The sequence below is a fragment of the Xenorhabdus poinarii G6 genome (assembly GCF_000968175.1).
GTDB classification, from domain to species: domain Bacteria; phylum Pseudomonadota; class Gammaproteobacteria; order Enterobacterales; family Enterobacteriaceae; genus Xenorhabdus; species Xenorhabdus poinarii.
The window spans coordinates 131293-155200 of sequence record NZ_FO704551.1 but is presented as its reverse complement, the minus strand read 5'-3'; the positions used below and the strand labels follow the sequence as shown (position 1 = coordinate 155200).

Below are 23908 nucleotides of genomic sequence, written 5' to 3'. Positions count from 1 at the left end.
TGCTATCCTCATATCAACCGTAGCGGCCAGTAATGTAATCTTCGGTCTGCTTCATTTTCGGTGTGGTGAACAATCGATCTGTCGGGCTGAATTCAATCAGTTCACCCAGGTACATAAATGCCGTGTAATCAGAACAACGAGCCGCCTGTTGCATGTTATGAGTCACAATCACCACGGTATATTCTGATTTCAATTCACTGATCAACTCTTCAATGCGCCCTGTTGAAATCGGGTCAAGTGCCGAACAAGGTTCATCCAGCAACAAAACTTCCGGGCGAATAGCAATACCGCGGGCGATACACAGGCGTTGCTGTTGACCACCAGAAAGGCTATACCCACTCTGATGTAATTTATCTTTGGTTTCATTCCACAGGGCGGCTTTTGTTAACGCCCATTGGACACGCTCATCCATCTCTGTGCGGGGCAGTTTTTCAAACAGACGTACCCCAAAAGCAATATTGTCGTAAATCGACATCGGAAAGGGTGTCGGCTTCTGGAAGACCATACCCACTTTAGCGCGCAACAAAGCCACATCTTGCCGGTCTGTCAGGATATTGATGCCATCCAGAATAATGTCCCCTTCCGCGCGCTGTTCGCCGTACAATTCATACATTTTGTTGAAAGTACGCAGCAATGTGGATTTACCACAACCCGATGGCCCAATGAAAGCCGTGACCTTATTTTGTGCAATATCCAGTGTAATATTTTTTAGGGCGTGAAATTTGCCATAATAGAAATTCAAATCACGTACCTGTATTTTGCTGCCAGCTATTTTTTCCACGGCGACTTTATCTACTGCGCTTTTATTGACTGCCATTTGATTAACGACGAGATCATTCGCTTTATTCATCAGTATTTATCTCTTTAATCCCTTTATGCTTTCATGCCATCAAAGCATGGCTGATTTAAAAGAATATTAGTGCTTCTTCTTTGCAAACAGCACACGCGCCACAATGTTGATTAACAGTACGCACAGCGTGATTAGCAAGACACCCGCCCAGGCCAACTGCTGCCAGTCCGCAAACGGACTCATGGCAAATTTGAAAATCGTGACAGGCAAGTTTGCAATTGGCTGGCTAAGGTCGGTACTCCAGAATTGGTTAGACAGCGAAGTGAACAACAGTGGCGCCGTCTCACCAGCGATACGGGCAATGGCCAGCAAGATACCGGTCATGATGCCTGATATTGATGCTTTCAATGTAATGGCTGAGATCATTTTCCATTTTGGTGTTCCCAGGGCATAAGCAGCTTCGCGCAGGTTATCTGGCACCAGTTTCAGCATATTCTCTGTGGTACGAATAACGATGGGGATTTGCAACAACGCAAGGGCAATCACCCCGGCCCAACCGGAAAAATGTTGCATTTTCACCACAACCACCGTGTAGACAAACAAACCGACCACAATTGACGGAGCTGAAAGCAAAATGTCATTAATAAAGCGAATGATTTCTGCCAGCCATGAACGGCGGCCATATTCCGCCAGATAAATCCCCGCCATCATCCCCAGCGGTGTACCAAACGCCGTTGCCCAGAAGATCAGTAAGCCACTCCCCACAATCGCGTTTGCCAGCCCACCGCCTTCGGTATTGGGGGGCGGTGTCATTTCCGTAAACAACGCCAGCGACATCCCATCGATGCCTTTAGTGACGGTGGAGATTAAAATCCAGCCTAGCCAGAATAAGCCGAATGCCATTGTCGCCATGGATAACATCAACGCCACGCGATTTTTCTGACGACGCCATGACTGCATACGCAGGCGGTTTTTCATCTCGGCTTCGTTGACTGTACCGGATAACCGTGACGGTTGATGATTGATCGTTGTCATTTCAACGCCCCTCATTTTTTGCCAGGCGCATGATCATCCATTTTGATAACGCCAACACAATAAAGGTGATAACAAACAAAATCAGCCCCAACTCCATTAATGCAGCGGTATGCAGACCCGATTCTGCTTCGGCAAATTCATTCGCCAACGCAGAGGTGATACTGTTCCCCGGCATATACAGAGACAAGCTATCCAGTTGGTAGGTATTACCAATAATAAAGGTAACCGCCATGGTTTCTCCCAATGCCCGGCCAAGCCCTAACATGACGCCACCGATCACACCATTCTTGGTATAAGGCAAGACAATATGCCAAATCACTTCCCACGTCGTACAACCGATGCCATAGGCAGACTCTTTCATCATTACCGGGGTCTGTTCAAATACATCCCGCATGACAGCGGCAATATAGGGGATGATCATGATGGCAAGAATGACACCCGCCGCCAGAATGCCGATGCCAAACGCCGGACCAGAAAATAACTCGCCCACAATGGGAATGCTGGAAAGCACATCACCAACGGGTTGCTGAAAATAGGTCGCAAACAAGGGCGCAAAAACAAATAGCCCCCACATGCCATAAACAATACTGGGGATCGCCGCCAATAACTCAATCGCTACACCCAACGGACGTTTCAACCAATTCGGTGCCAATTCAGTCAGAAACAAGGCGATGCCAAAACTCACCGGAACCGCAATGATCAAGGCAATGAGTGAGGTCATGACTGTGCCATAAATCGGGACTAATGCGCCAAAGACGCCGGCGGGGGCATCCCAATCTTTGCCCCACAAAAAAGCAAAACCAAATTTTTGTATACTCGGCCAGGAAGCGATGATCAACGAAATGATAATGCCCCCCAACAGAAATAAAGTCAGCAACGCCGCCAGTCTAACCAGCGCGCCGAAGATAATATCGCCATTTTTACTTGGTGCTTTCAATGCCGTTTTACGTTCGGCCATACGCTGAATTCTCATTTTGGGTGATTTCCCCCTGAATAATAAAGGGGGAAATGTCATCATCATCAATGCACAAAGTCATCAATATAGCGGTTTACCGCTGCTATCTTTGATATTGCTCTTCCATGCGGCACGTACTTGGTCAACCACCTCTTTTGGCAGAACGGCATAATCCAGATCTTGCGCCTGTTGTCTGCCTTTGTCATAAGCCCAATCGAAGAATTTCAGAAGTTCAGCACCGTTCGCAGCATTTGCCTGGTGTGTGTGGATAAGAATGAAGGTGGTGGAAGTGATTGGCCAGGCATTATCGCCTTTCTGGTTTGTCAGATCCTGGGCAAAGCCGCGACTCCAGTTTGCGCCTTTCGCTGCGGCACTGAAGTTTTCTTCCGTCGGCGTGAGCACTGTCCCCGCCGCTGAGATCAATTTGGTATAAGCCAGGTTATTTTGCTTTGCATAGGCATATTCAACATAACCAATCGAGCCAGGAAGACGCTGAACAAAAGCCGCAATCCCATCATTGCCTTTGCCTCCTAATCCGGTTGGCCATTTGACGGTCGAACCTGACCCGACTTTTTGTTTCCAGTCGCGGCTCACTTTAGACAGATAACTCGTGAAGACGTAGGAAGTCCCTGAGCCATCGGCACGACGGACGACAGCAATGTTTTGATCGGGCAGTTTGAGGTGAGGATTCAGTTTTGCAATCGCCGGGTCATTCCATTTCTTGATATTCCCCAGATAAATGTCACCCAGCGTTTTACCATCCAGAACCAACTGACCCGATTTAACACCGGCAATGTTCACCGCCAACACAATGCCACCAATGACCGTCGGAAACTGGAACAGACCGTCGTTGGCGAGTTTTTCATGAGTCAAAGGCGCATCAGATGCACCAAAATCAACAGTATTAGCAATAATCTGCTTGACACCGCCTGAAGAACCAATGCCCTGATAATTAATTTTGTTACCCGTTTCTTTCTGATAAGAATCCGCCCATTTGGCATATATCGGTGCGGGAAATGTCGCACCAGCCCCTGTCAAGCTGGTGCTCGCAAATGATGACAGGGATGTCATGGCCAAGACGACGGCCACGGTGGTACGCATTGATTTCATATTCCCTCCTACTGGGATACGCATCATTAATGTAAAAACAAGTGCCAAACCTGACTGACAAATTGATTTTAGGTTAAAAAAAGGGATCGTCAGGGAAAATAGGCGAATTCAATGACAATAAAATGTATAAATTATGACATTTTTATGACAGGGTTTTGATGACAGGGCGGGTAGGTTGTCCTTTTTGACATTCAATTTGACGTTCAATCATGCACTCAAGGTAACGCGATTGGAATATATACACGAATCGACAGCCCCGCTTTTTCGCTGCTGCCCACCTGAATCTCGCCCCCATGCATCGCAATGATACTATGGATGATGGCAAGCCCCAATCCAACGCCGCCTGGGTTGTGGCGACGGCGATCACTGACCCCTTGCGCGAAAGGCTGGAACAAAATAGCCGCTTCTTCTTTCGTCATCCCGCGACCGTTATCTTCAACCTGAAACCAGCCAAATTTTTCGGTTGAACCACTACTGATCCGAATCCATCCATGACCATAACGCCGGGCATTCGTCAACAGATTGAGCAAGACACGTTTGATAGAAAGGGGATGCGCTAAAATAAAAATCGAACCTGCCGATAAGCCGTTTTCGATAGCGACATCAGCCAGATCAGGCTGTTTTACCACGCAACGTCGTTCTGCCTCAATCACCTCGTCAAGCAACGTATTCAATTCACAGCATGTCAGAGGCATAGCCTGTTCCGCCCGTTGATAATCAATGAATTGATCAATCATGGCATTACACTCTTCAATATCCTGATAGATAGCCTCTGCCAAGCCGTGATCTTTTCCTGCCAACATTTCCATCGCCAGACGAATGCGGGTCAGCGGAGTACGCAAATCATGGCTCACGCCCGCCATCAATACCGCTCGATCACTCGCCTGTGATTTCAGCATCACCAACCATTGGTTGAACGCCCTGATAACCGAACGAGTGGCCGCGGTTCCCCTTTCAGGCAGTGGTGATACACGTCTTCCTTTTCCTGTCTCGATAATGGCTTGTTGCAAACTTTGCAAGGCGCGTTTCTGGAGAGTGACATACCGCCAGGATATCGCGAACACCAGTAATCCCGTACCAAACAGCATGATAAAGAGATAAGGAAATACCACGCTGAAAATCAATTTTTCAGCGGTCGCCAGCAGCAAAGCGACCAGCACGCTGAACAGCAAGCTGCCCAGCATCAGGTACAGCACAGCGAAAAAGCAGGAACGTAAAGAAAGCCAAAGCTGTGGCACGCAGGGTTTTTTCATACCTTGCTTCCGTCAGGAACAAAAACATATCCCAATCCCCAAACCGTCTGAATATAACGCGGATGGGCAGGATCTTCTTCAATCAGGCGGCGTAAACGGGAAACCTGTACATCAATGGAACGTTCCATTGCGCCATACTCTCGTCCCCGTGCCAGGCTCATCAATTTATCGCGTGATAGCGGTTCGCGGGGGTGAGAAACCAACACTTTCAGCACGGAAAATTCCCCGCTGGTCAAGGGTAACAGCTCATCCTGATGAAACATTTCACGTGCGCCGAGATCCAGTTTAAATTTTCCGAAGTTAATGACGGCATTGTCTGATGCCGGCGCACCCGGCAATTCATTCGCTTGTCTCCGCAGGACCGCCCGCATACGTGCCAATAATTCACGCGGATTAAAAGGTTTAGCAAGATAATCGTCCGCACCAATTTCCAGACCCACAATCCGATCCACTTCTTCCCCTTTCGCGGACACCATAATGATCGGAATCGAGTTTTGCTGGCTTCTCAGCCTTCGACAGACAGACAAGCCATCTTCGCCCGGCAACATTAAGTCCAGAACGATGAGTTGAATGGATTCTCTGGTCAACAAACGATCCATCTGGTCTGCATTTGCTGCACTACGCACTTGAAATCCCTGTTCGGACAAATAGCGTTCTAACAACGCCCGAAAACGCATGTCATCATCAACAACAAGGATTTTATAACTCTCTTGCATGTTTCAGCTCCTAAGATGTTCCATGCCCGTAACATCCATTACCTTCACAGAAAACCCACACTTTAATAGAAACTAACCGCATGTATTTTAAGGTTATTCATTGCATTAGCAACTCTTGCTTATGCTTGAGTTTTTATCCTTGTTCTGCCCATTATCTTTGTGCTGACTATTTTCATCACACGACCACGTTAGCTTATGTCAAAGGCTGATAGCCAATTGCCCGTATCCAATAGGTCACCCTGCCATTCGGTGTCATCACCGTGGCTTCATCATCAATCTGCTTCCCCAGTAGTGCTCTTGCCACCGGAGAATCAATGGAGATCCACTTCTTGGCCGGGTCAAATTCATCGGGACCCACTAAACGGAAAACATGCTCTTCTTCATTTTCGTTTTCAACTTTTACCCATGCCCCAAAAAAGACTTTTCCTTCTTGTCGCGGATCCGGATCGACAATTTGCAGAACATCCAGACGCTTAGATAAAAAGCGTACTCGACGGTCAATCTCTCTTAACCTTTTTTTACCATAAGTATATTCTGCGTTCTCTGAACGATCCCCTAAAGCAGCGGCCTCTGAAACGGCCTGAGTCACCTTAGGGCGTTCAACTTTCCAAAGATATTTCAATTCCTGATCAAGCGCATGCCAGCCTTCTCGGGTAATATAGTGACTTTTGGCCATGAAAAAACTCACTTGAAAGAAGAGGATTAATGGGGGAGTACTATATCTCAACCCTATCCTAACCCATAAGATATTCGATGAATTCTGTCGCAACGTGACCGAAATAGCGTACTAAACTGGAAATTATCGCGCTCAGCACGTATAAATGAAGCCAGTTTGAACCATGCCGATACTATTTCAGATGAAATTTGATCTTATCCGGCTCTGTCTGGCGATATTTCAGGATATCGACAGACATCAAGAAAGTTGAAGAAAAACAGACCATGAATGAATCTTTAAGTCGAATCATTGCCGGTGAGCTACAGGCTCAACCGCAGCAAGTCCTATCCGCTATTACTCTGCTCGATGAGGGAAATACCGTTCCCTTTATCGCCCGTTACCGTAAAGAGGCGACCGGTGGTCTGGACGATACACAGCTCCGCCAGCTCGAAAGCCGCCTCAGTTATCTGCGTGAACTGTCCAACCGCCGTCAGACGATTCTGAAATCGATTGAGGAACAGGGCAAATTAACCGCTGAGCTTGCCGGGGCGATTAACGCCACGCTGAGCAAAACTGAATTGGAAGATCTGTACTTACCTTATAAACCTAAACGTCGTACCCGGGGACAAACTGCGATTGAAGCCGGGCTGGCGCCGCTGGCGGATCTCTTGTGGCAAGATCCGCAACATGTGCCAGAGCAGGCAGCGGCTGACTATGTCGATGCAGATAAAGGCGTGGCAGATACCAAAGCCGCCTTAGATGGGGCCCGTTATATCCTGATGGAGCGTTTCGCCGAAGATGCGGCTTTGCTGGCGAAAGTGCGTGAATACCTGTGGAAAAATGCGCACCTGGTTGCAAAAGTTATCGAAGGCAAAGAGGAAGTCGGTGCCAAGTTCAGTGACTATTTCGATCATCATGAAGCCATTGCGACTGTCCCTTCCCATCGTGCCCTTGCCATGTTCCGTGGCCGCAATGAAGGTATCCTGCAACTGTCTTTGAATGCCGATCCTCAGTATGAAGAAGCACCAACCGAAAGCTACTGCGAACAAATTATTACGGATCACCTTAATTTGCGCCTGAACAATGCACCGGCTGATAGCTGGCGCAAAACCGTGGTGAGCTGGACATGGCGAATCAAAGTGCTGCTGCATCTGGAAACCGAACTGATGGGCACACTGCGCGAGAAAGCGGAAGATGAGGCGATCAATGTATTCGCCCGGAATCTGAATGACCTGCTGATGGCGGCACCGGCGGGTATGCGCGCAACAATGGGACTGGATCCTGGTTTGCGTACCGGGGTTAAAGTCGCTGTTGTTGATGCAACGGGTAAACTGATTGCCACCGACACCATTTACCCGCATACCGGACAAGAAAACAAAGCAGCGCAAACTGTCGCGACACTGTGTACCAAACATCAGGTGGAACTGGTCGCCATTGGCAATGGCACTGCCTCCCGTGAAACTGAGCGTTTCTTTGCCAACATCCAGAAACAGTATCCTGACGTCACCGCACAGAAAGTCGTCGTCAGCGAGGCCGGTGCTTCTGTCTACTCCGCTTCTGAATTAGCCGCACAGGAATTCCCTGATCTGGATGTTTCCCTGCGCGGCGCGGTGTCCATCGCTCGCCGTCTGCAAGATCCGCTGGCTGAACTGGTGAAAATCGAACCTAAATCCATCGGGGTGGGGCAATATCAGCATGATGTCAGCCAGATCCAACTGGCCAAAAAACTGGACAACGTGGTTGAGGACTGTGTAAACAGTGTCGGCGTTGACCTGAACACGGCCTCTGTCGCCCTGCTGACCCGTGTGGCAGGTCTGAGCCGTTCCGTCGCCCAAAATATTGTGAACTGGCGTGATGAAAACGGCCGTTTCAACAACCGTAACGAACTGCTGAAAGTACATCGTCTGGGGCCGAAAGCCTTCCTGCAATGTGCTGGCTTCCTGCGCATCAATCAGGGTGATAATCCGCTGGATGCATCAACAGTTCACCCAGAAGCCTATCCTGTCGTTGAAAAGATCCTGACCACAACTGAACAGACGCTGCCTGAACTGATGGGGAATCCTGCCAGCCTGCGTAGTTTGAGCGCACAGGATTTCACCACCGAGAAATTCGGTATCCCGACCGTCACCGATATTCTGAAAGAGCTGGAAAAACCGGGGCGCGATCCACGTCCTGAATTCAAGACTGCCGCATTTACCGATGGTGTTGAAACCCTGAACGACCTGCAAACAGGGATGATTCTGGAAGGCACGGTGACGAACGTGACTAACTTCGGTGCCTTTGTCGATATCGGTGTTCATCAGGATGGTCTGGTTCATATCTCCTCACTGTCTGACCGCTTTATTGAAAATCCACATACCGTGGTCAAAACAGGCGACATCGTGAAAGTGAAAGTGATGGATGTTGACCTTCACCGCAAGCGTATTGCACTGACCATGCGTCTTGATGAGCAACCGGGTGAAACTCAGGTACGCCGGGCTTCTCAAGGTGGTCACCGGCAGGACCGCAATGATCAGAACCGCCATAATCGCAACAATCATGATAAAAACAATCATGGTAAAAACCGCCCTCATTCGCGTTCAGGTTCTACGCCTTTAGCAAACAGCGCCATGAGTGATGCACTAGCAGCAGCCTTTAGTAAAAAACGGTAACAAAAACGTTAAGCGGTTGTTTACCTGAATCCTATCCTGAACTGGTTCCATGGAGCCAGTTCAGAGACCTTCTCAGTGATTAAACATCACTCAATATATTTTTAATTAAATAAATAATTGATTACACCAAAAAGATATTTTTATTTATTGCTGGCATGCCAAATTAAAATAAGTGATAACACCTGCCTCTTTTCATTAATATTTCGTATCATTCATTTCGCAATAAATCCCATCATCATGGGAAACTTATTGAATAATAAAAAATATAAATCACGCATAACATCATCATGTTCTTATACCTATGGGCTTCATGTTTACAGAAATACAGGTATAGAATGCATTGACACTGTTGAGGAAAAACCATGAAAAAATATGTCCAAAGCAGTTTAGATTTACTCAGTCATATACGTTTCTTCAGCCTTTCTACACTCAATCCCGATGCGAACTCAGTCTGGTCATCGACCCTATTTTATATCCCGAAATACAATCCACTGACGCTAATCTGGTATTCAAAGTTAGATACCCAACATTCGAAAGCATTATGTATCAATCCCCGTGTCAGCGGGACAATCTACAGTAGTCAGAGCATGCCTGATTCGTCGCTGGATCTGGTTGGTTCTCAATTTATTGGTCAAGCCCGCCAAGTCCCTGATGATCAAATAAAAGCAACCTATGACTACTTTTTCTTAAAAACTTACCCTGATCCCGTTATCAGAAAGCAAAAAGCACGCCCTATCAGTGACTATAAAGGCCATGCCATCCGCCGTTTCTATGAGCTGAAAATTGAGGCGTGGTGGGTTTACGACTCAGATGCCTGGCGCCAACATCAAGATGATCAGCGTATGCAAGTTCCCTTGAGTGAATTACGTTCTCTCCTTGAAGATCAATAAAAAATCAACAAGCTCTGCTAGTTCTTGGCAGAGCTTATCAACAAAGAAATCTGCCAAACATTAAGCACGCCCGCACGCGATTTATTTTCAACAAAGTCGTCATTAATTTGATTAATATCAAATTGCTCCAGCATTATTCCGTATAAATAACCCGTATTACAGTTGCATATTGTTATCATTACCAATTAAAATCCAGCGTCACTACTGAACTTTTTTCTTGTGGATTTCACTTTATAGAGGATAATAATTCTTATAATCACTTATTTTTTCAGTTTTAATGGAGTGTTATATGGTTATTACGCCAGAACGTCGGTACAAAATTCTGGGGTTTTCTCCCCAAATTAGCCCCGCTTATCGGCAAAAATTACTGTCACTTGGCATGTTGCCGGGCTCAACATTTCGGGTCATTCGCACTGCGCCATTGGGTGATCCAATACAAATCGAAACTCGCAGAGTCAATCTTACTCTTCGTCAACAAGACTTAGCATTTCTCATGTTGCATGAAGATCTGGGCGCATAACGGATTGAATCAAGGTAATTCAGAACAACCCTCGTCCATCTGGTTGTCTCACTAGAGTACGAAAATCGCTTCCTGATTGGCAGAAAGTATAATGAAACAATTAACTATAGGTCTGATCGGTAATCCTAATGCCGGAAAAACGACACTTTTCAACCAGCTTACCGGCTCCCGACAACGCGTAGGAAACTGGGCTGGCGTTACGGTTGAACGCAAAACGGGTCACTTTACCACCCCTGACCATAACGTCGAGCTTGTAGACCTCCCGGGGACTTACTCGCTCACTACCATTTCTGAACAAACGTCCATTGATGAACAGATTGCCTGCCACTATATCCTCAGTGGCGAAGCCGATATGTTGATCAATGTTGTTGATGCGTCGAATCTGGAACGTAACCTTTATCTTTCACTGCAATTGCTTGAATTGGGCATTCCCTGCATTGTTGCACTGAACATGCTGGATATTGCTCAGAGTCAACGTATTGAGATTGATATTGCCGCGCTGGAAAAACGGCTCGGCTGTCCGGTTATTCCGCTGGTTTCCACTCGTGCCACAGGCATAGATGCACTGAAAAACGCGATCGACGCTGACTCCCCCCCGTCCTTACCAGGGCTTAACCGCTTACAGGTGAATTATCCTGCTGCATTATTGCAAGAAATTTCCTGTCTTTCCGGCCAAATCACGGGGAAATTCACGCCACAACAGCGCCGCTGGCTGGCTTTGCAAGTGCTGGAAGGCGATATTTATGGCCGTGAGATCTCTGGCCTGACACACGAACAGCTAGCGGAAAGTAAAGCGCGTCTGCAAGAACAACAGATGGAAGAACCTGACCTCATCATTGCAGGTTCGCGCTATCAGGCAATCAGTGAAATTTGTCAGACCGTCATGGATACCCGCACCGCCATGCCAAATAAACTGACTCAAGTCTTAGATCGCGTGATCCTTAACCGCTGGTTAGGCGTGCCGATCTTCCTGTTTGCCATGTACCTGATGTTTGTGCTCGCCATCAATATCGGGGGCGCCTTACAACCCATCTTTGAAGGGGTTTCTGCGGCCATTTTTATCGATGGGGTGCAATGGCTCGGTTATACTCTCCATTTCCCGCATTGGTTAACCGTGTTCCTTGCTCAAGGCATTGGTGGGGGCATCAACACAGTACTGCCACTGGTTCCCCAAATCGGCATGATGTATCTGTTCCTCTCCTTTCTGGAAGACTCCGGCTATATGGCGCGGGCAGCGTTTGTCATGGACAGACTGATGCAGGCAATGGGATTACCGGGTAAATCCTTCGTGCCTCTGATTGTTGGCTTTGGGTGTAACGTGCCTGCTGTCATGGGGTCGAGAACCCTTGACGCCCCTCGTGAACGCCTGATTACGATCATGATGGCCCCGTTTATGTCCTGCGGGGCAAGGTTGGCCATCTTTGCAGTCTTTGCTGCGGCTTTCTTCGGCAAAAACGGAGCAAGCCTCGTTTTCTCCCTGTATATATTGGGCATTACCGTTGCTATTCTGACCGGATTGTTGCTCAAATATACGCTCATGCGTGGTGAAGCATCGCCGTTTGTGATGGAGCTGCCGGTCTATCATGTTCCTCATGCCAAAACCTTGCTGCTCCAGACATGGCAACGGCTGAAAGGCTTTGTGATACGGGCAGGTAAAGTGATTGTTGCGGCGAGTATGTTGATTGGCGCCCTGAACAGTTTTTCCTTCTCCGGTAAGACCGTAGACAACATCAACGAATCAGCGTTAGCTTCCGTCAGTCAAGTACTCACACCGGTATTGCAACCCCTTGGCGTTCATTCTGACAACTGGCAAGCAACGGTCGGGCTTATCACCGGCGCCATGGCAAAAGAGGTGGTGGTAGGAACCCTAAATACCCTCTATACCGCAGAAAATATTACGCAAGCGCCATTCAATCCCGATGAATTTAATCTGTTGGATGAATTAAAAGGCGCTGTCGCGGAAACATGGGACAGCCTGAAAGAAACCTTTACCTTAAGTGCACTTTCTAACCCGATTGAGGCCAGCAAAGGTGATGGTGATATGGATCGCGGCTCGATGGGCACCATGAGTGCCAAATTTGGCTCTGCGATTTCCGCTTACAGCTACCTGATATTCGTGCTGCTGTATGTACCTTGCGTTTCCGTCATGGGAGCCATTGCCCGAGAAACCAGCCGTGGCTGGATGACATTCTCCATTCTGTGGGGGTTAAACGTCGCTTATTCCCTGTCCGCGCTGTTTTACCAAATCGCCACGTTTTCAGCACATCCACAAAGCAGCCTGATCACCATTTCCGCTGTGGTTCTGTTTAACATACTGGTTTTTATCGGCTTACGCCGTGCACGTAGCAGAGTGACCATGACGTTTACTAACAGTGCTAACCGTGGTTGCGAATGCTCAAAAGGCAACTGCCATTAGACGAGGGATCCTAAATGATTGACCTGCTGAAAATCAGAGATGCGGTTGCCCTTAATGGGCGGACTGATGCGAGATCATTGAGCCATCAGTTTTCAGTACCGTTGCCAATGGTAGAAGCCATACTCAAACAGCTTGTCATGATGGGTAAACTGGAGGAAGTAGATACTTCCTCCTGCCTCAGCGGGGGCTGCAAGCAGTGCCCGGAAACACAAAAATGTGATACCAAAGTGTACCAGCTCGCCGTAAAAACGTAAGGAATCGCTCCGTTGTTGAGACTCAATGCCAATAAGGCGCTATCCCGTATTAACCGGGTTTTGTTCAAGAGGAGAACTCAGTACCTGGCCTCATCATCCCCGCTTAGGCCACTTAATGTCACAAAAACACCGTTCTCCCAATAACGCGACTACGAGCTCAATCAAGGCGATTGCAGCCAGAACCAGAATAAAAAGAGGTTTTCCCGCATCAACTAATATCCATCCACCGATCAACGGAAATCCAAATATACCCGCAAAATAGGCGACAACAAACCAGGTGAGGACGGCATGGCGATCCTCAAGAGGAGAATCATTTACTGCCCATGTTTGAATGACAGGATAGACTAATCCATACCCTATTCCTGTCAACATGGCCGCAACAATCTGGAACACAGGATGAACGGGTATACCTAACAAGGATAAAAGGCCAATGATTAAGCATGACATCAACACAATCATCAGAGGAATACGGGGTACTATCGATAAATATCGTGCCAACAAAAGACGCGATACGACCGCAGTCGCCGCATGTACAGCAAAGAATGTACTTGCATTCGCACGAGTCCCTTCGACGAGTGACCCCTGAAATGACATCATTCCAGAGAATACACATCCCCCTAACCCAACCATGATAATCGGGCGGATAGTACTCGTTGTCGCGATCTTCGTTATTTTTCTCACCCAAGGCCGCAGTAACAGTTTCCGTTGCTCAAGCGGCTCCCTAATTCCGAAAATCGCCAGAAGAAGTGAAGCGAAAACCCCAACAATCCCAACCAGAAGAAACGCTATCTGGATTGAAAACCCACCCTGTTCAACCACTACACTAAGGAGAATGGGGCTACCGCAAATTCCCGTCATTTGAAACGCACTAAAACGAGTAAACCAATGTCCCCTGTCTGCGTCAGTGACCCGTTCCGACAAAGCCATAGGACCACTGATATAAAACATTCCCCAACCGAGTCCAATCAAAAGCGCCGCGATATTCTGTATGTAGCTCAGTTCACCACCGAAGCCACCGAAAAGAAAATAACCACAAGACATCAACAATGCCGCGAAGGCTGCAAGACGCGCCGCTTCCAACTGTCCGGAAAACCATCCAACCAAAGGGACGCCTATTAAAGTGCCGATCAGCGCTACGCTAAGGGTCGTCCCTGTATCAATATCACTCCCCCCTTGTGACCGAAAATATTCAGAAATAAGAAAGGTAGCGCCATATCCACCTGCAGTGAACAAAGTTCCGAACAAGAGGAAAAATGCCGGCATTGTTCGCATAATTAAAACTCCATCTTCGTTATTAAACCGATCCAATTCGAAGCGTAAACTGGTTTGAGCCAGCTCATCACACTCCTATTGCTTTCAGTACAAAGGATTACTAACACCTGACAAGGTGGTCACGTATTCATCCCGTTGTTTCTCACGTATAATGAGGGTAAACACGTGAGGGATAGTGATGGCATTAGTTGAAGTGAAGTGTCGGTTTTGTGGCCAAACCACGCCTGTTAAAAAACACGGTAAAGGAGAAGGTGGGCATCAACGATATTATTGCCAGTCCTGTCGTAGAACCTTCCAGCTCGAATACACTTACCGGGCTTGCCATTCGGGTATAAAAGAGCAAATCGTCAAGCTTGCCATGAATAACGCCGGTATTCGTGATACGGCACGGGCACTTCATGTCAGCATTAACGCTGTTGTACGCACTTTAAAAAACTCGCGCCGCGATGTGTAACCACGCTGCCGCTGGATACCCCTGAGCTTCAGCTTATCTGTGAAGTCGATGAAATGTGGTCATTCATCAGTAACAAAAAACGGCAACGCTGGTTGTGGTACGCGTGGGAGCCTCGCTTGAAACGTATTGTCGCCCTTTCTTTTGGCGCCCGTAGCAAACAGACACTCAGGACGTTGCTGGAAAAGTTATCCGCTTTTGATGTGGCATTCTGGTGCACCGATAATTTCGGGGCATATGACATATTGGCTGATGAGAAACATATCACCGGTAAACTTTATACTCAACGTATTGAACGAGAAAATCTGAACCTGCGTAACAGGCTAAAGCGACTCAATCGCAAGACGCTGGGTTATTCTAAGTCAGTTGAAATGCATGACAAGATCATTGGCACATTCATCGAGCGTGAGTTCTATTATTGATGGCCAATCAACAGGTTGAATACACGACCAATTATTTTAATGCTTACTCATTGCCAGAAAATATAGTATTGAAACACTATTTAAAAATAATAATTAGTTATTATTTTCACTGGTGATTCCTGTTTTTGTTTTTGATAACTTTAATTGATGTTATGTTTTTTTTTAAAAAATCCCATGGATAAATTTCAAATCAAGACTAACATTATATATGAGGGTTTTATTCTATTTAAGTGAATGAGAATGGTTTTTAGTGAAATAAACTAATTATGTTATTTAACATGGAGCATGTTTTATATATTTCATTCTATGATTAGGTGATGATTATGGATACCTTAAAAAATAATGAAGAATCTCCATCATGGTATAGTGTGTCAACTTTGGAAATTAGATTAGCTGATAGAAGTGACAGAGCTTCTATTTTTTCTAATGGTATGCATCAGGTAATTATTGATGTCTATATACAACCAATTGACAAAAACAGAAATAATATTTCAGTTCCAGATAAAGATATCGTTGTTAATTTATATCTTATTGATTTTAATACAGGTGAAGAGATCTGCTATAACTGCTGTTTGGAAAGTGGTGATTATAAATGGTCTTATGCTTATTCATCGAATGGATTTACTACATCCATACCATTTAGTAATTCTTCATTTAAACAGCAATCTTCACAGAAAGAGGAAAAACATAAAAATAGAATAAGGCATTATGTGTATTGTTTACCGAGTGCATTGGGTAAAGATAAACCAATTGCTGTATTAGTAAAGGCGCCAGATGGTGAGCATTCAACAGGATTAAACGGAGATCAAGGTGAAGAGTTTGTTTTGTTACGTCCCATTTATGCAAGACAATACAGTCTGGATGATATGGATATGCAGGCGGTACTTCAGGACCTACATAAATATAATGCTAAAGAATTTACTGTGTTTGCTCAAAATACTTATTTATCATTTAGCGAAAAAACCACTGATCAATATGGAAGTAGGTATGTTAAATTTATACACTACTGAGGCAGTAGAACTTTTGTATAATAAGAGAAAAAATTGATTGTATTTGTTTTACTGTATTATATGTAAAGATGAAAAATATCAATATTAGTGATATATGGTTAGATGATTTTGATCTTGATGTGTATGACCAGTATGGTAATAAAGTAGAGTTATGGGTGATGCCAAATAATACAAATCAGGACGACACAGAACAGGTTAATCTTAAAGATAGATATTAATGCACTCTGTGTGTTTGGCAGGAATGCTTTAATTTTAAATTAAAAAAATAAAAATCATTAGGATTACTGCTTCTTCCGAAGTCGAATGAAACTTATAGGACTAAAAATTAATTTTCCATTATGTTAAAAATAGGGAGAAAAAATGAGCACTGAATTCTTTTCTCAGGCGACTAATTTCCAGAGCACAGCAACAGGTCGAGTCGATCCGCGTACCGGACTATTTAATTACGTGATGCCGGTGGCTCACCTTATCGGCAATAACCGTCTTGGTCCAGAGCAAATTTTCGCACTTACTTATAGTCCCCTCAACGGGGTGGATAGGGGATTTGGCATCGGTTTTTCCCTGGGACTCACTCAATATGATGCCAAAAACCGACTTTTAATGCTCTCAACGGGTGAGCAGTATAAAGTGTTTGAAACGGATGAAAAGGTCACTTTAAAACAATATAAACAGGATGTGGTTCGCTTTGAAAAAGATGTCGTGCAGAATGTCTACCGAGTGATCCATAAATCCGGTCTAGTGGAGATCCTCAACGGTTCCCGGCATCTCTATGATCTCAAAGTGCCTACTCAAATAGTCAACCCGTTGGGATATACCCTGAAACTGGACTGGATTTATGATACGGGAGCCATGCCCCGTCTTACTGCTGTATCGGACGAAGGGCAGATACTGTTAAAAATCCATGAAAAAACGGCCGCCTATACCTATATTACGGTCTGGCCTGAATCATCGGAATCTTATGGTATCCGGTTACTTTTTGAGAATGATAAAGTCACTCAGATTAACAATGAGACGAGTAACCAAACGTTAATCTGGAAGCTGGAATATGACTCAGACAGCGGTTTTTTAACCCGAGTTTTATCTCCGACAGGCAACACTGAATTTGTGGATTACGATTTTGACGGTCATCAGTTTCCCGAAGAGGCAGATTTGCCGCCTTTGCCGTATGTCACCCGGTACATACAACATTCAAAACAAAATCCTGAAATCATCAGACACTATGAATATACCGAATCTAATTTTCTGGGTTATGGGAGTAAAGAGAGCTGGAATGAGGATGAAGATTATCTCTATGGTGTCCTGACAGACTATCACTACGGCTCAACTGAATATTGGGACAATGGCCATGAGCAGCGTAGCATTACCCGACTTTACAATAACTACCATCTGCTGATTTCAGAAAATGTGCAACAAAACAGCTGCCAGCGGCAGCATGAGACGAAATATTATGCCCGAATAGGGCTGACATTTGATGAACAGCCGAAGCAGTTCCAGTTGCCGGAATCCGCCACGGTTCGCTTTATCAGCGACAGCGGTCAGCGAGAGGAAGAAACCCAAACCGAGTTTGATTCGACAGGCAATCCCACCGTCCAGATCGCGCCGGATGGCACCCGCACTGACTGGGTGTATTATCCGGCGGCAGGCGATAAAGATGCTTGTCCCGCTGACCCGCACGGGTTTGTCCGTTATGTTAAATCAAAAACCGTCACGCCGGGCACACCTTCTCTAGTAGGTAGCTATGATGATGCACCAATACATCAGGTTATTTACCGCTATGATACCTTACCAACCTTGCCGGGTGCCCCGTGTGCTTATGCGGTGGTGCGCACGTATCAGGGGGTGTACAGTGCTGGGCAGTTACTGCATGAAAGTTGCACTCGGTATGTCAACCAGTTGGATTCCCCTCATCACGGACGGATGGATACGGTTGAGAAAACGGTCTACAGTGGGCAGGGTGCAGGAATATTGCAGGCTGGTCAGAGCTGGACTCATCGGCAGGCCTTCCATTATACCCTGACAGAGCAAGGAGCACTGGAACGCACCGTACAGTGGATTGGTCACGATGGACTGACAGATACCCATACAGAAAGCCGTTCTTATCTTAGCGGCAAGGTGTGGTATGAGGAAGACAGTCAGAGCTGCACGACTCAGTACCATTATGATGTTATTGGTCGGCTGCTGAAACAGGTGGCTAATATAGGAACGGAGTATACCCGGAATATCGAATATGCTTACGCCATTGAACAAACGGGGATGGTGAACACGATGAAGACGGATCCCTTAGGCAATCTAAGTCGTACTTGGTTTGACGGGCAGGGGCAGGCTTACCAGCACGAAGTAATGCGGAAAGGGCAGGAAGCTCAAGGATGGCTGCGAGTTCTTGAGACTGAACGGGACAGCTGGGGGCGGGTGGTGAGCGAGACGCATTACGACTGGCTACCGACCGGAACAGATCCGGCACAATTAGAGAAAATTTCAGTCAGCCGACAGACCGGTTATGATAATTGGGGGCAGGTCTGCCTGATAACGGATGCGACGGGCACTCAGTTTCGGCAGGATTATGACCCGGTGACCCTTACCACCCAGCAGACGACCGAAGCCGGGAGTCTGAAATTCAGTCGTACAGAGACTCTGTATAATTTGCAACATCAGCCTCTGAGTGTGACCCAGTATGACAGTGCGGGACAACAGGCCGGCCAGCATAGGTATCAGTATGATGGCCTAGGCAGATTGCGGGTCAGCATTGATGCTCAGGATCAGAAAACCGTTTACACCTATGATGCCTTTAATCGGGTCAGCCTGATTCAGTACAGTGACGACACCAAGGTGCGGAAAACCTACGCGCCGTTCAGTGCTGGTGATTTAGTGGTTAAAATTGAAGTGGACGGCAAGACACTGGGGCTGCGTGAATTTGATAGTCTGGGGCGGGTCACATCCACGACGGTTGGTGGTCGGACTCAGACTGCCACTTATCAGGGGGCTTGTCCAGAGCCAGAGATAGTGACTGATCCACTGGGGCAAAGGGTGCAGTTTCAGTATGAACCTCGGTTGGGTAATGTCCCGATTCGGGTAGAGTCGCCAAACCTTACTCAGAAACTGACCTATGATGCCAAGAGCGGGGAAATGACTCGGGCTGAAGCTGTCGGGCAAGCCACACAGCAATACACTTACACCACGGAAGGGTGGTTACAACAGGAGACGGTACAGTTTGACGATGCCGGAGCCGGTCCAGCGCACAGTACAATGTATCACTATTCCCCTACTGGCCAGCCGACGGCCTATCAGGACATGACCGGAAGATCGTACCAGCTGCAGTTTGATTTGCTGGGTCGTCCCATGGCGGCGGTGGATGATGAGGTGACAGTGACCCTGCGCTATGATGCAACCGGCCGGATGGATTGCTGGACGGTACTAGACAATAAAACCCAGAAACAATTGACTACGACCCTTACCTTTGATGATTTCAACCGGGAAATAGAGCGGCAGATCGAGAATGGGACGGATACGTTGACCCTGAAACAAACTTATACCATCACCGGGCAGCTGGCGAGCCGCATTACCGATTCATCATATGCTGGGCGGCTGAGAGAAGAACACTATACTTACGATATGGCCCGCAGTTGGCTGATAGATTACCAGTGTACGGGGATCGAATGTCCGCAGGATGCGTATGGGAATACCTTGAGTCGCCAGCAATTTACCTATGATCGGCTGGGAAACATACTTACCTGCATCACTATTCTGGAGGATGGTAGTCAGGATAGTGCTCACTTTTGTTACGATAATCTGGATGATCCCTGTCAGCTCACGCGTATCACTCACAGCCACCCAGCCTATCCGTCTACTATCATACTTACTTATGATAAAGCCGGTCGGCTGATTGAGGATGAGGCTGGGCGGGTATTGTCTTATGATGGATTGGGGCGACTGGCATCAGTCACGCAGGAGGATACCACGCAGACTTACCGCTATGATGCGATTGGACGGCTAGCACTGCAGCAGCGTGACAAAGAGGCCACCCGTGAATTGTACTATCAGGGCTCATGCCGAGTAGCAGAAATCCAACGGGAAAACGGGGCGGTGACTCGACTGGTACAAGCTGATAGCGTTCCGGCGGCCATGGTGACGGACAGCGGGGTGCATTTACTGGGCACGGATAAGCCGGGCAGTGTGCTGCTGAGTGTTAAGAATGGCACGACCGCGCGTTTTCGCTATACCCCTTACGGACAGCAGGCGGCAGCAAACAGCGACCCGGCGTTACCGGGTTATAACGGGGAGTGGCAGGACTCAACTGGGGGAGGGTATCATCTAGGCAACGGCTACCGCACGTATAATCCGGTGCTGATGCGGTTTACGGCGCCGGACAGTTTAAGCCCGTTCGGGGAGGGGGGGCTGAACCCATATGCCTACTGCTTGGGTGATCCCATCAACCGGACAGATCCGAGTGGACATGTGAGTATTCTGGGGCTGGTGTTTGGTGGGATTAGCATGTTCATAGGGCTAGGATTAGGGATATTAGGAATAATTTCGGCCGTACCAACTGGTGGCGCATCTTTAGCTCTTTTAATGGGGGTTATAACTGCGGTAGGTTTTGTGGGGGATGCCTGCGGGATTGCCAGCACGGCGACTCAAGAGAGTGACCCGAGGGCTTCCGCGATCCTTAGCTGGGTATTTTTAGGACTGGGAGTTGTGGGTCTGTTAGGTGGATTAGGTGTTACAGCATTTTACCGTTCGGCTAAAGTAGCCAGAGAAGCTGGATTTGTTTTGAGTCGTCGTTCCGGAATGGTAGTAGAGGGAGGAGCATCTACTTTGCCAGCAAATGTGAGGCAAGCCTTTAAAAAAGCAGTAAACTCGGGATGGATTGAGGAAATTGAATTTCCTCAATATAGTGGTAAACGTTCATTAGTACTTAAATTACCTAAAGCAACATATACACCTAGTTCTATACGAGAAAATATGTACCCATTTTTAGAAAAAATGGGGTTTAATATACAATCAGCAGAACGTCAAGGCGTGGGGGATATATTAAGTAATGTAGTACCAAGATCGAGTGGTGGAGTGGATATTAATGTGAATGCATTTAAAAATATTTATTTACCATTAAAAAACATACCCTATATGAAGACAGGAGGCGTTAATTTTATCCGTTATAACATATTAAACAAGGTAAATGCGTTAAAGGATTTAGATAAATATCTTGTACGTAGTCAATCTATTTTTATACCTTTATATTCAGCCACTATACTATTTAAAGTTTCTATGCTTTCTCTTGTGGTTGCTTTTAGTATTAATCGTGAAATTAAGGCTAATACAGTAACAGCATTAGCTCATGAAGAAAACAATGATGATGATTTTTAATTGATAAGTAAATGATACCTTAATATATTCCTGAAGAATTATATACGCAATAAACTTGAAGATGCATGAGAAGGTACGATTCATATTATTGAATGTTAATAATTAACCTTAAAATCAAACCAGAACCTTGAAGTTAAATGAGTATAATGAACACAACTATAATAAGTTTAAACCCAATGAATTAGACCGATTGTTTTGCAATGGTCATTAAGTTAGCGACTGATTTTTATTGACTACAGCAAATGCCAGAAACAATAAACTGATTCGAAAAAATTTTTATTCATAACTGAAAACCACGCCCTGATGGCGTGGTCATCAACAAATTGGCTCTGCCAATAATGCTACTCATGGGAAAATCCGAAGCCGTTATCCCCATAACAGATAAGGATTTAACCATGAGTAGATTCAAGAAAGCATCGCATGTGCTTTGGTGTTGTCAATACCATATCGTATGGACACCCAAATATCGATTCAGGATATTAAAAAAAAATAAGGTCACGTATTCATCCCGTTGTTTCTCACGTATAATGAGGGTAAATACGTGAGGGATAGTGATGGCATTAGTTGAAGTGAAGTGTCGGTTTTGTGGCCAAACCACGCCTGTTAAAAAACACGGTAAAGGAGAAGGTGGGCATCAACGATATTATTGCCAGTCCTGTCGTAGAACCTTCCAGCTCGAATACACTTACCGGGCTTGCCATTCGGGTATAAAAGAGCAAATCGTCAAGCTTGCCATGAATAACGCCGGTATTCGTGATACGGCACGGGCACTTCATGTCAGCATTAACGCTGTTGTACGCACTTTAAAAAACTCGCGCCGCGATGTGTAACCACGCTGCCGCTGGATACCCCTGAGCTTCAGCTTATCTGTGAAGTCGATGAAATGTGGTCATTCATCAGTAACAAAAAACGGCAACGCTGGTTGTGGTACGCGTGGGAGCCTCGCTTGAAACGTATTGTCGCTCACGCTTTTGGCGCCCGTAGCAAACAGACACTCAGGACGTTGCTGGAAAAGTTATCCGCTTTTGATGTGGCATTCTGGTGCACCGATAATTTCGGGGCATATGACATATTGGCTGATGAGAAACATATCACCGGTAAACTTTATACTCAACGTATTGAACGAGAAAATCTGAACCTGCGTAACAGGCTAAAGCGACTCAATCGCAAGACGCTGGGTTATTCTAAGTCAGTTGAAATGCATGACAAGATCATTGGCACATTCATCGAGCGTGAGTTCTATTATTGATGGCCAATCAACAGGTTGAATACACGACCGACAAGGTTAACCAATCAGTGACATCCTTATTCCCCAGACACCAAACCCATCCATCAACCTGATATTTTTCCCTTATTAATCATACAATATTTCGTACTCAGCTTTTATTAATTTCAGTGCTATTTGCACATTCAGCCCAGACAGATATTGGTGGTTAAGTTCACCACATAAAAGCGGATTGCGTCGTTGTATTACCTTACCAATCAAATTATCAAGGGCATCTCTAATAATGTAATTTTTTAATTTTTGTTGCTCGTCAGTTGAAAGGCTATAGATAAATTTACTATCTTCTATTAACCATTTCATATCATCACCATTTACTTCCTTTATTTTTTCATACGGCTCAGTAGATTTTAACATTTAATCTATCCCAGTAGTCATTATGTGTTTTTCAATCGCCATTGAGCGAACTTTTATATCAAACATGCATAAATAAATATTTCTAATAAGAAGGTTTTCGCAAACGCAAATCTAACGATAGCGCTTTCATTTTGCTTGAATAAACTGGCTAATCCTATCTTTGGCGATGATTGCGTTTCTACAAATATTGGATTTGACGATAGCTAACGTAGCATTATCAACTATTGCCGGTGATCTTGGATCATCCGTGTCACAAGGAACTTGGGTTATCACGTCATTTGGTGTTGCTAATATGATCTCTATCCCTTTGACTGGCTGGTTAGCAAAATAGGTGGGGGAAGTACGGCTGTTTATCATTATTGCCCCGGTTTGTGACCCAATCCTCGGTGGATGGATTAGCGACAATTATCACTGGGGGTGGATTTCCCTCATCAATGTTCCCATCGGTTTGGCCGCAATATTTAATGAGTTTGATCAGAATTGAAAAATAAAAAATAACACTTATTATTTG

The 23908-nt window shown here is 46.0% G+C and carries 18 protein-coding genes and 2 pseudogenes; 11 read left to right on the top strand and 9 right to left on the bottom strand.

Annotation, left to right across the window (positions count from 1 at the left end; genetic code table 11):
* Positions 1–13: 13 nt before the first annotated feature.
* From pstB to greB, 7 genes are all read right to left on the bottom strand, one after another.
* Positions 14–817, bottom strand: a complete 804-nt coding sequence (gene pstB / locus XPG1_RS00665; protein WP_045960282.1) for a phosphate ABC transporter ATP-binding protein PstB — start codon at positions 815–817, stop codon at positions 14–16.
* Between the two features lie 99 nt (positions 818–916).
* Positions 917–1825, bottom strand: coding sequence for a phosphate ABC transporter permease PstA (pstA, locus tag XPG1_RS00660; RefSeq protein WP_045957371.1), 909 nt, complete (start codon positions 1823–1825; stop codon positions 917–919).
* Between the two features lies 1 nt (position 1826).
* Positions 1827–2783, bottom strand: a complete 957-nt coding sequence (gene pstC / locus XPG1_RS00655) for a phosphate ABC transporter permease PstC (RefSeq protein ID WP_045960281.1) — start codon at positions 2781–2783, stop codon at positions 1827–1829.
* 78 nt (positions 2784–2861) lie between these two features.
* Positions 2862–3890, bottom strand: a complete 1029-nt coding sequence (gene pstS / locus XPG1_RS00650) for a phosphate ABC transporter substrate-binding protein PstS (RefSeq protein WP_045957370.1) — start codon at positions 3888–3890, stop codon at positions 2862–2864.
* Between the two features lie 215 nt (positions 3891–4105).
* Complete coding sequence (locus XPG1_RS00645; protein ID WP_231853034.1) at positions 4106–5143, bottom strand: ATP-binding protein; 1038 nt, start codon at positions 5141–5143, stop codon at positions 4106–4108.
* Complete coding sequence (gene ompR / locus XPG1_RS00640) at positions 5140–5859, bottom strand: osmolarity response regulator transcription factor OmpR (protein WP_045957369.1); 720 nt, start codon at positions 5857–5859, stop codon at positions 5140–5142. Before ompR ends, XPG1_RS00645 begins: the two co-directional genes overlap by 4 nt.
* Before the next feature lie 193 nt (positions 5860–6052).
* Positions 6053–6535 (bottom strand): transcription elongation factor GreB, encoded by a 483-nt coding sequence (gene greB / locus XPG1_RS00635; RefSeq protein ID WP_045957368.1) that lies wholly within the window; start codon positions 6533–6535, stop codon positions 6053–6055.
* A 263-nt stretch (positions 6536–6798) separates the two neighbouring features.
* Here greB and XPG1_RS00630 point away from each other — a divergent pair, with 263 nt between their 5' ends.
* The 5 genes from XPG1_RS00630 (at position 6799) to XPG1_RS00610 (ending at position 13245) form a co-directional block, all read left to right on the top strand.
* Positions 6799–9165, top strand: coding sequence for a Tex family protein (locus XPG1_RS00630; protein WP_045957367.1), 2367 nt, complete (start codon positions 6799–6801; stop codon positions 9163–9165).
* 362 nt (positions 9166–9527) lie between these two features.
* Complete coding sequence (locus XPG1_RS00625; protein ID WP_045957366.1) at positions 9528–10055, top strand: hypothetical protein; 528 nt, start codon at positions 9528–9530, stop codon at positions 10053–10055.
* 289 nt (positions 10056–10344) lie between these two features.
* Positions 10345–10575 carry a ferrous iron transporter A gene (feoA, locus tag XPG1_RS00620; RefSeq protein ID WP_045957365.1) on the top strand — a complete coding sequence of 77 codons (231 nt, stop codon included), beginning with the start codon at positions 10345–10347 and terminating at the stop codon, positions 10573–10575.
* 91 nt (positions 10576–10666) lie between these two features.
* Entirely contained in the window at positions 10667–12991 is a 2325-nt protein-coding gene (gene feoB / locus XPG1_RS00615; protein WP_045957364.1) for a Fe(2+) transporter permease subunit FeoB, read from the top strand.
* A gap of 14 nt (positions 12992–13005) precedes the next feature.
* Complete coding sequence (locus XPG1_RS00610) at positions 13006–13245, top strand: FeoC-like transcriptional regulator (protein WP_045957363.1); 240 nt, start codon at positions 13006–13008, stop codon at positions 13243–13245.
* A gap of 93 nt (positions 13246–13338) precedes the next feature.
* On the opposite strand, the gene XPG1_RS00605 is transcribed toward XPG1_RS00610, so the two are convergent.
* Positions 13339–14517, bottom strand: a complete 1179-nt coding sequence (locus XPG1_RS00605) for an MFS transporter (RefSeq protein WP_045957362.1) — start codon at positions 14515–14517, stop codon at positions 13339–13341.
* 178 nt (positions 14518–14695) lie between these two features.
* Here XPG1_RS00605 and XPG1_RS17865 point away from each other — a divergent pair.
* The 5 genes and pseudogenes from XPG1_RS17865 to XPG1_RS17860 all read left to right on the top strand — a co-directional run bounded on the left by XPG1_RS17865 (position 14696) and on the right by XPG1_RS17860 (position 23007).
* Positions 14696–15390, top strand: a protein-coding gene (locus XPG1_RS17865; RefSeq protein WP_157879407.1) for an IS1 family transposase whose coding sequence is annotated in 2 segments (ribosomal slippage) — positions 14696–14945 and positions 14945–15390 — 696 coding nt in all. Because the reading frame shifts where the segments join, the coding sequence is not laid out codon by codon here.
* Positions 15391–15713: 323 nt separating this feature from the next.
* Complete coding sequence (locus tag XPG1_RS00590) at positions 15714–16400, top strand: hypothetical protein (protein ID WP_045957360.1); 687 nt, start codon at positions 15714–15716, stop codon at positions 16398–16400.
* 360 nt (positions 16401–16760) lie between these two features.
* A complete protein-coding gene (locus tag XPG1_RS00585) occupies positions 16761–21758 on the top strand; it encodes an RHS repeat domain-containing protein (RefSeq protein ID WP_045957359.1) in 4998 nt (1665 codons plus the stop codon).
* Positions 21759–22153: 395 nt separating this feature from the next.
* A pseudogene (locus XPG1_RS17220) lies at positions 22154–22249 on the top strand (IS200/IS605 family transposase); the annotation flags it as partial.
* A gap of 63 nt (positions 22250–22312) precedes the next feature.
* Positions 22313–23007 (top strand): IS1 family transposase gene (locus tag XPG1_RS17860; RefSeq protein WP_157879406.1). Its coding sequence is split into 2 segments (ribosomal slippage): positions 22313–22562 and positions 22562–23007, totalling 696 coding nucleotides; the frame shifts between segments, so codons are not numbered across the junction.
* A 105-nt stretch (positions 23008–23112) separates the two neighbouring features.
* Here the strand turns inward: XPG1_RS17860 and XPG1_RS00570 are convergent.
* Complete coding sequence (locus XPG1_RS00570; protein WP_045957358.1) at positions 23113–23397, bottom strand: hypothetical protein; 285 nt, start codon at positions 23395–23397, stop codon at positions 23113–23115.
* A gap of 166 nt (positions 23398–23563) precedes the next feature.
* On the opposite strand from XPG1_RS00570, the pseudogene XPG1_RS17855 reads away from it, so the two are divergent.
* A pseudogene (locus XPG1_RS17855) lies at positions 23564–23857 on the top strand (MFS transporter); the annotation flags it as partial.
* Between the last annotated feature and the right edge of the window lie 51 nt (positions 23858–23908).

What these genes read in the sequence shown, in the direction of transcription:
- pstC (WP_045960281.1), bottom strand. Translation starts at nt 2,783, where the DNA reads ATGGCCGAACGTAAAACGGCATTGAAAGCACCAAGTAAAAATGGCGAT.
- pstS (WP_045957370.1), bottom strand. Translation starts at nt 3,890, where the DNA reads ATGAAATCAATGCGTACCACCGTGGCCGTCGTCTTGGCCATGACATCC.
- pstA (WP_045957371.1), bottom strand. Translation starts at nt 1,825, where the DNA reads ATGACAACGATCAATCATCAACCGTCACGGTTATCCGGTACAGTCAAC.
- greB (WP_045957368.1), bottom strand. Translation starts at nt 6,535, where the DNA reads ATGGCCAAAAGTCACTATATTACCCGAGAAGGCTGGCATGCGCTTGAT.
- XPG1_RS00570 (WP_045957358.1), bottom strand. Translation starts at nt 23,397, where the DNA reads ATGTTAAAATCTACTGAGCCGTATGAAAAAATAAAGGAAGTAAATGGT.
- feoA (WP_045957365.1), top strand. Translation starts at nt 10,345, where the DNA reads ATGGTTATTACGCCAGAACGTCGGTACAAAATTCTGGGGTTTTCTCCC.
- XPG1_RS00605 (WP_045957362.1), bottom strand. Translation starts at nt 14,517, where the DNA reads ATGCGAACAATGCCGGCATTTTTCCTCTTGTTCGGAACTTTGTTCACT.
- feoB (WP_045957364.1), top strand. Translation starts at nt 10,667, where the DNA reads ATGAAACAATTAACTATAGGTCTGATCGGTAATCCTAATGCCGGAAAA.
- XPG1_RS00645 (WP_231853034.1), bottom strand. Translation starts at nt 5,143, where the DNA reads ATGAAAAAACCCTGCGTGCCACAGCTTTGGCTTTCTTTACGTTCCTGC.
- XPG1_RS00625 (WP_045957366.1), top strand. Translation starts at nt 9,528, where the DNA reads ATGAAAAAATATGTCCAAAGCAGTTTAGATTTACTCAGTCATATACGT.
- ompR (WP_045957369.1), bottom strand. Translation starts at nt 5,859, where the DNA reads ATGCAAGAGAGTTATAAAATCCTTGTTGTTGATGATGACATGCGTTTT.
- XPG1_RS00630 (WP_045957367.1), top strand. Translation starts at nt 6,799, where the DNA reads ATGAATGAATCTTTAAGTCGAATCATTGCCGGTGAGCTACAGGCTCAA.
- pstB (WP_045960282.1), bottom strand. Translation starts at nt 817, where the DNA reads ATGGCAGTCAATAAAAGCGCAGTAGATAAAGTCGCCGTGGAAAAAATA.
- XPG1_RS00585 (WP_045957359.1), top strand. Translation starts at nt 16,761, where the DNA reads ATGAGCACTGAATTCTTTTCTCAGGCGACTAATTTCCAGAGCACAGCA.
- XPG1_RS00590 (WP_045957360.1), top strand. Translation starts at nt 15,714, where the DNA reads ATGGATACCTTAAAAAATAATGAAGAATCTCCATCATGGTATAGTGTG.
- XPG1_RS00610 (WP_045957363.1), top strand. Translation starts at nt 13,006, where the DNA reads ATGATTGACCTGCTGAAAATCAGAGATGCGGTTGCCCTTAATGGGCGG.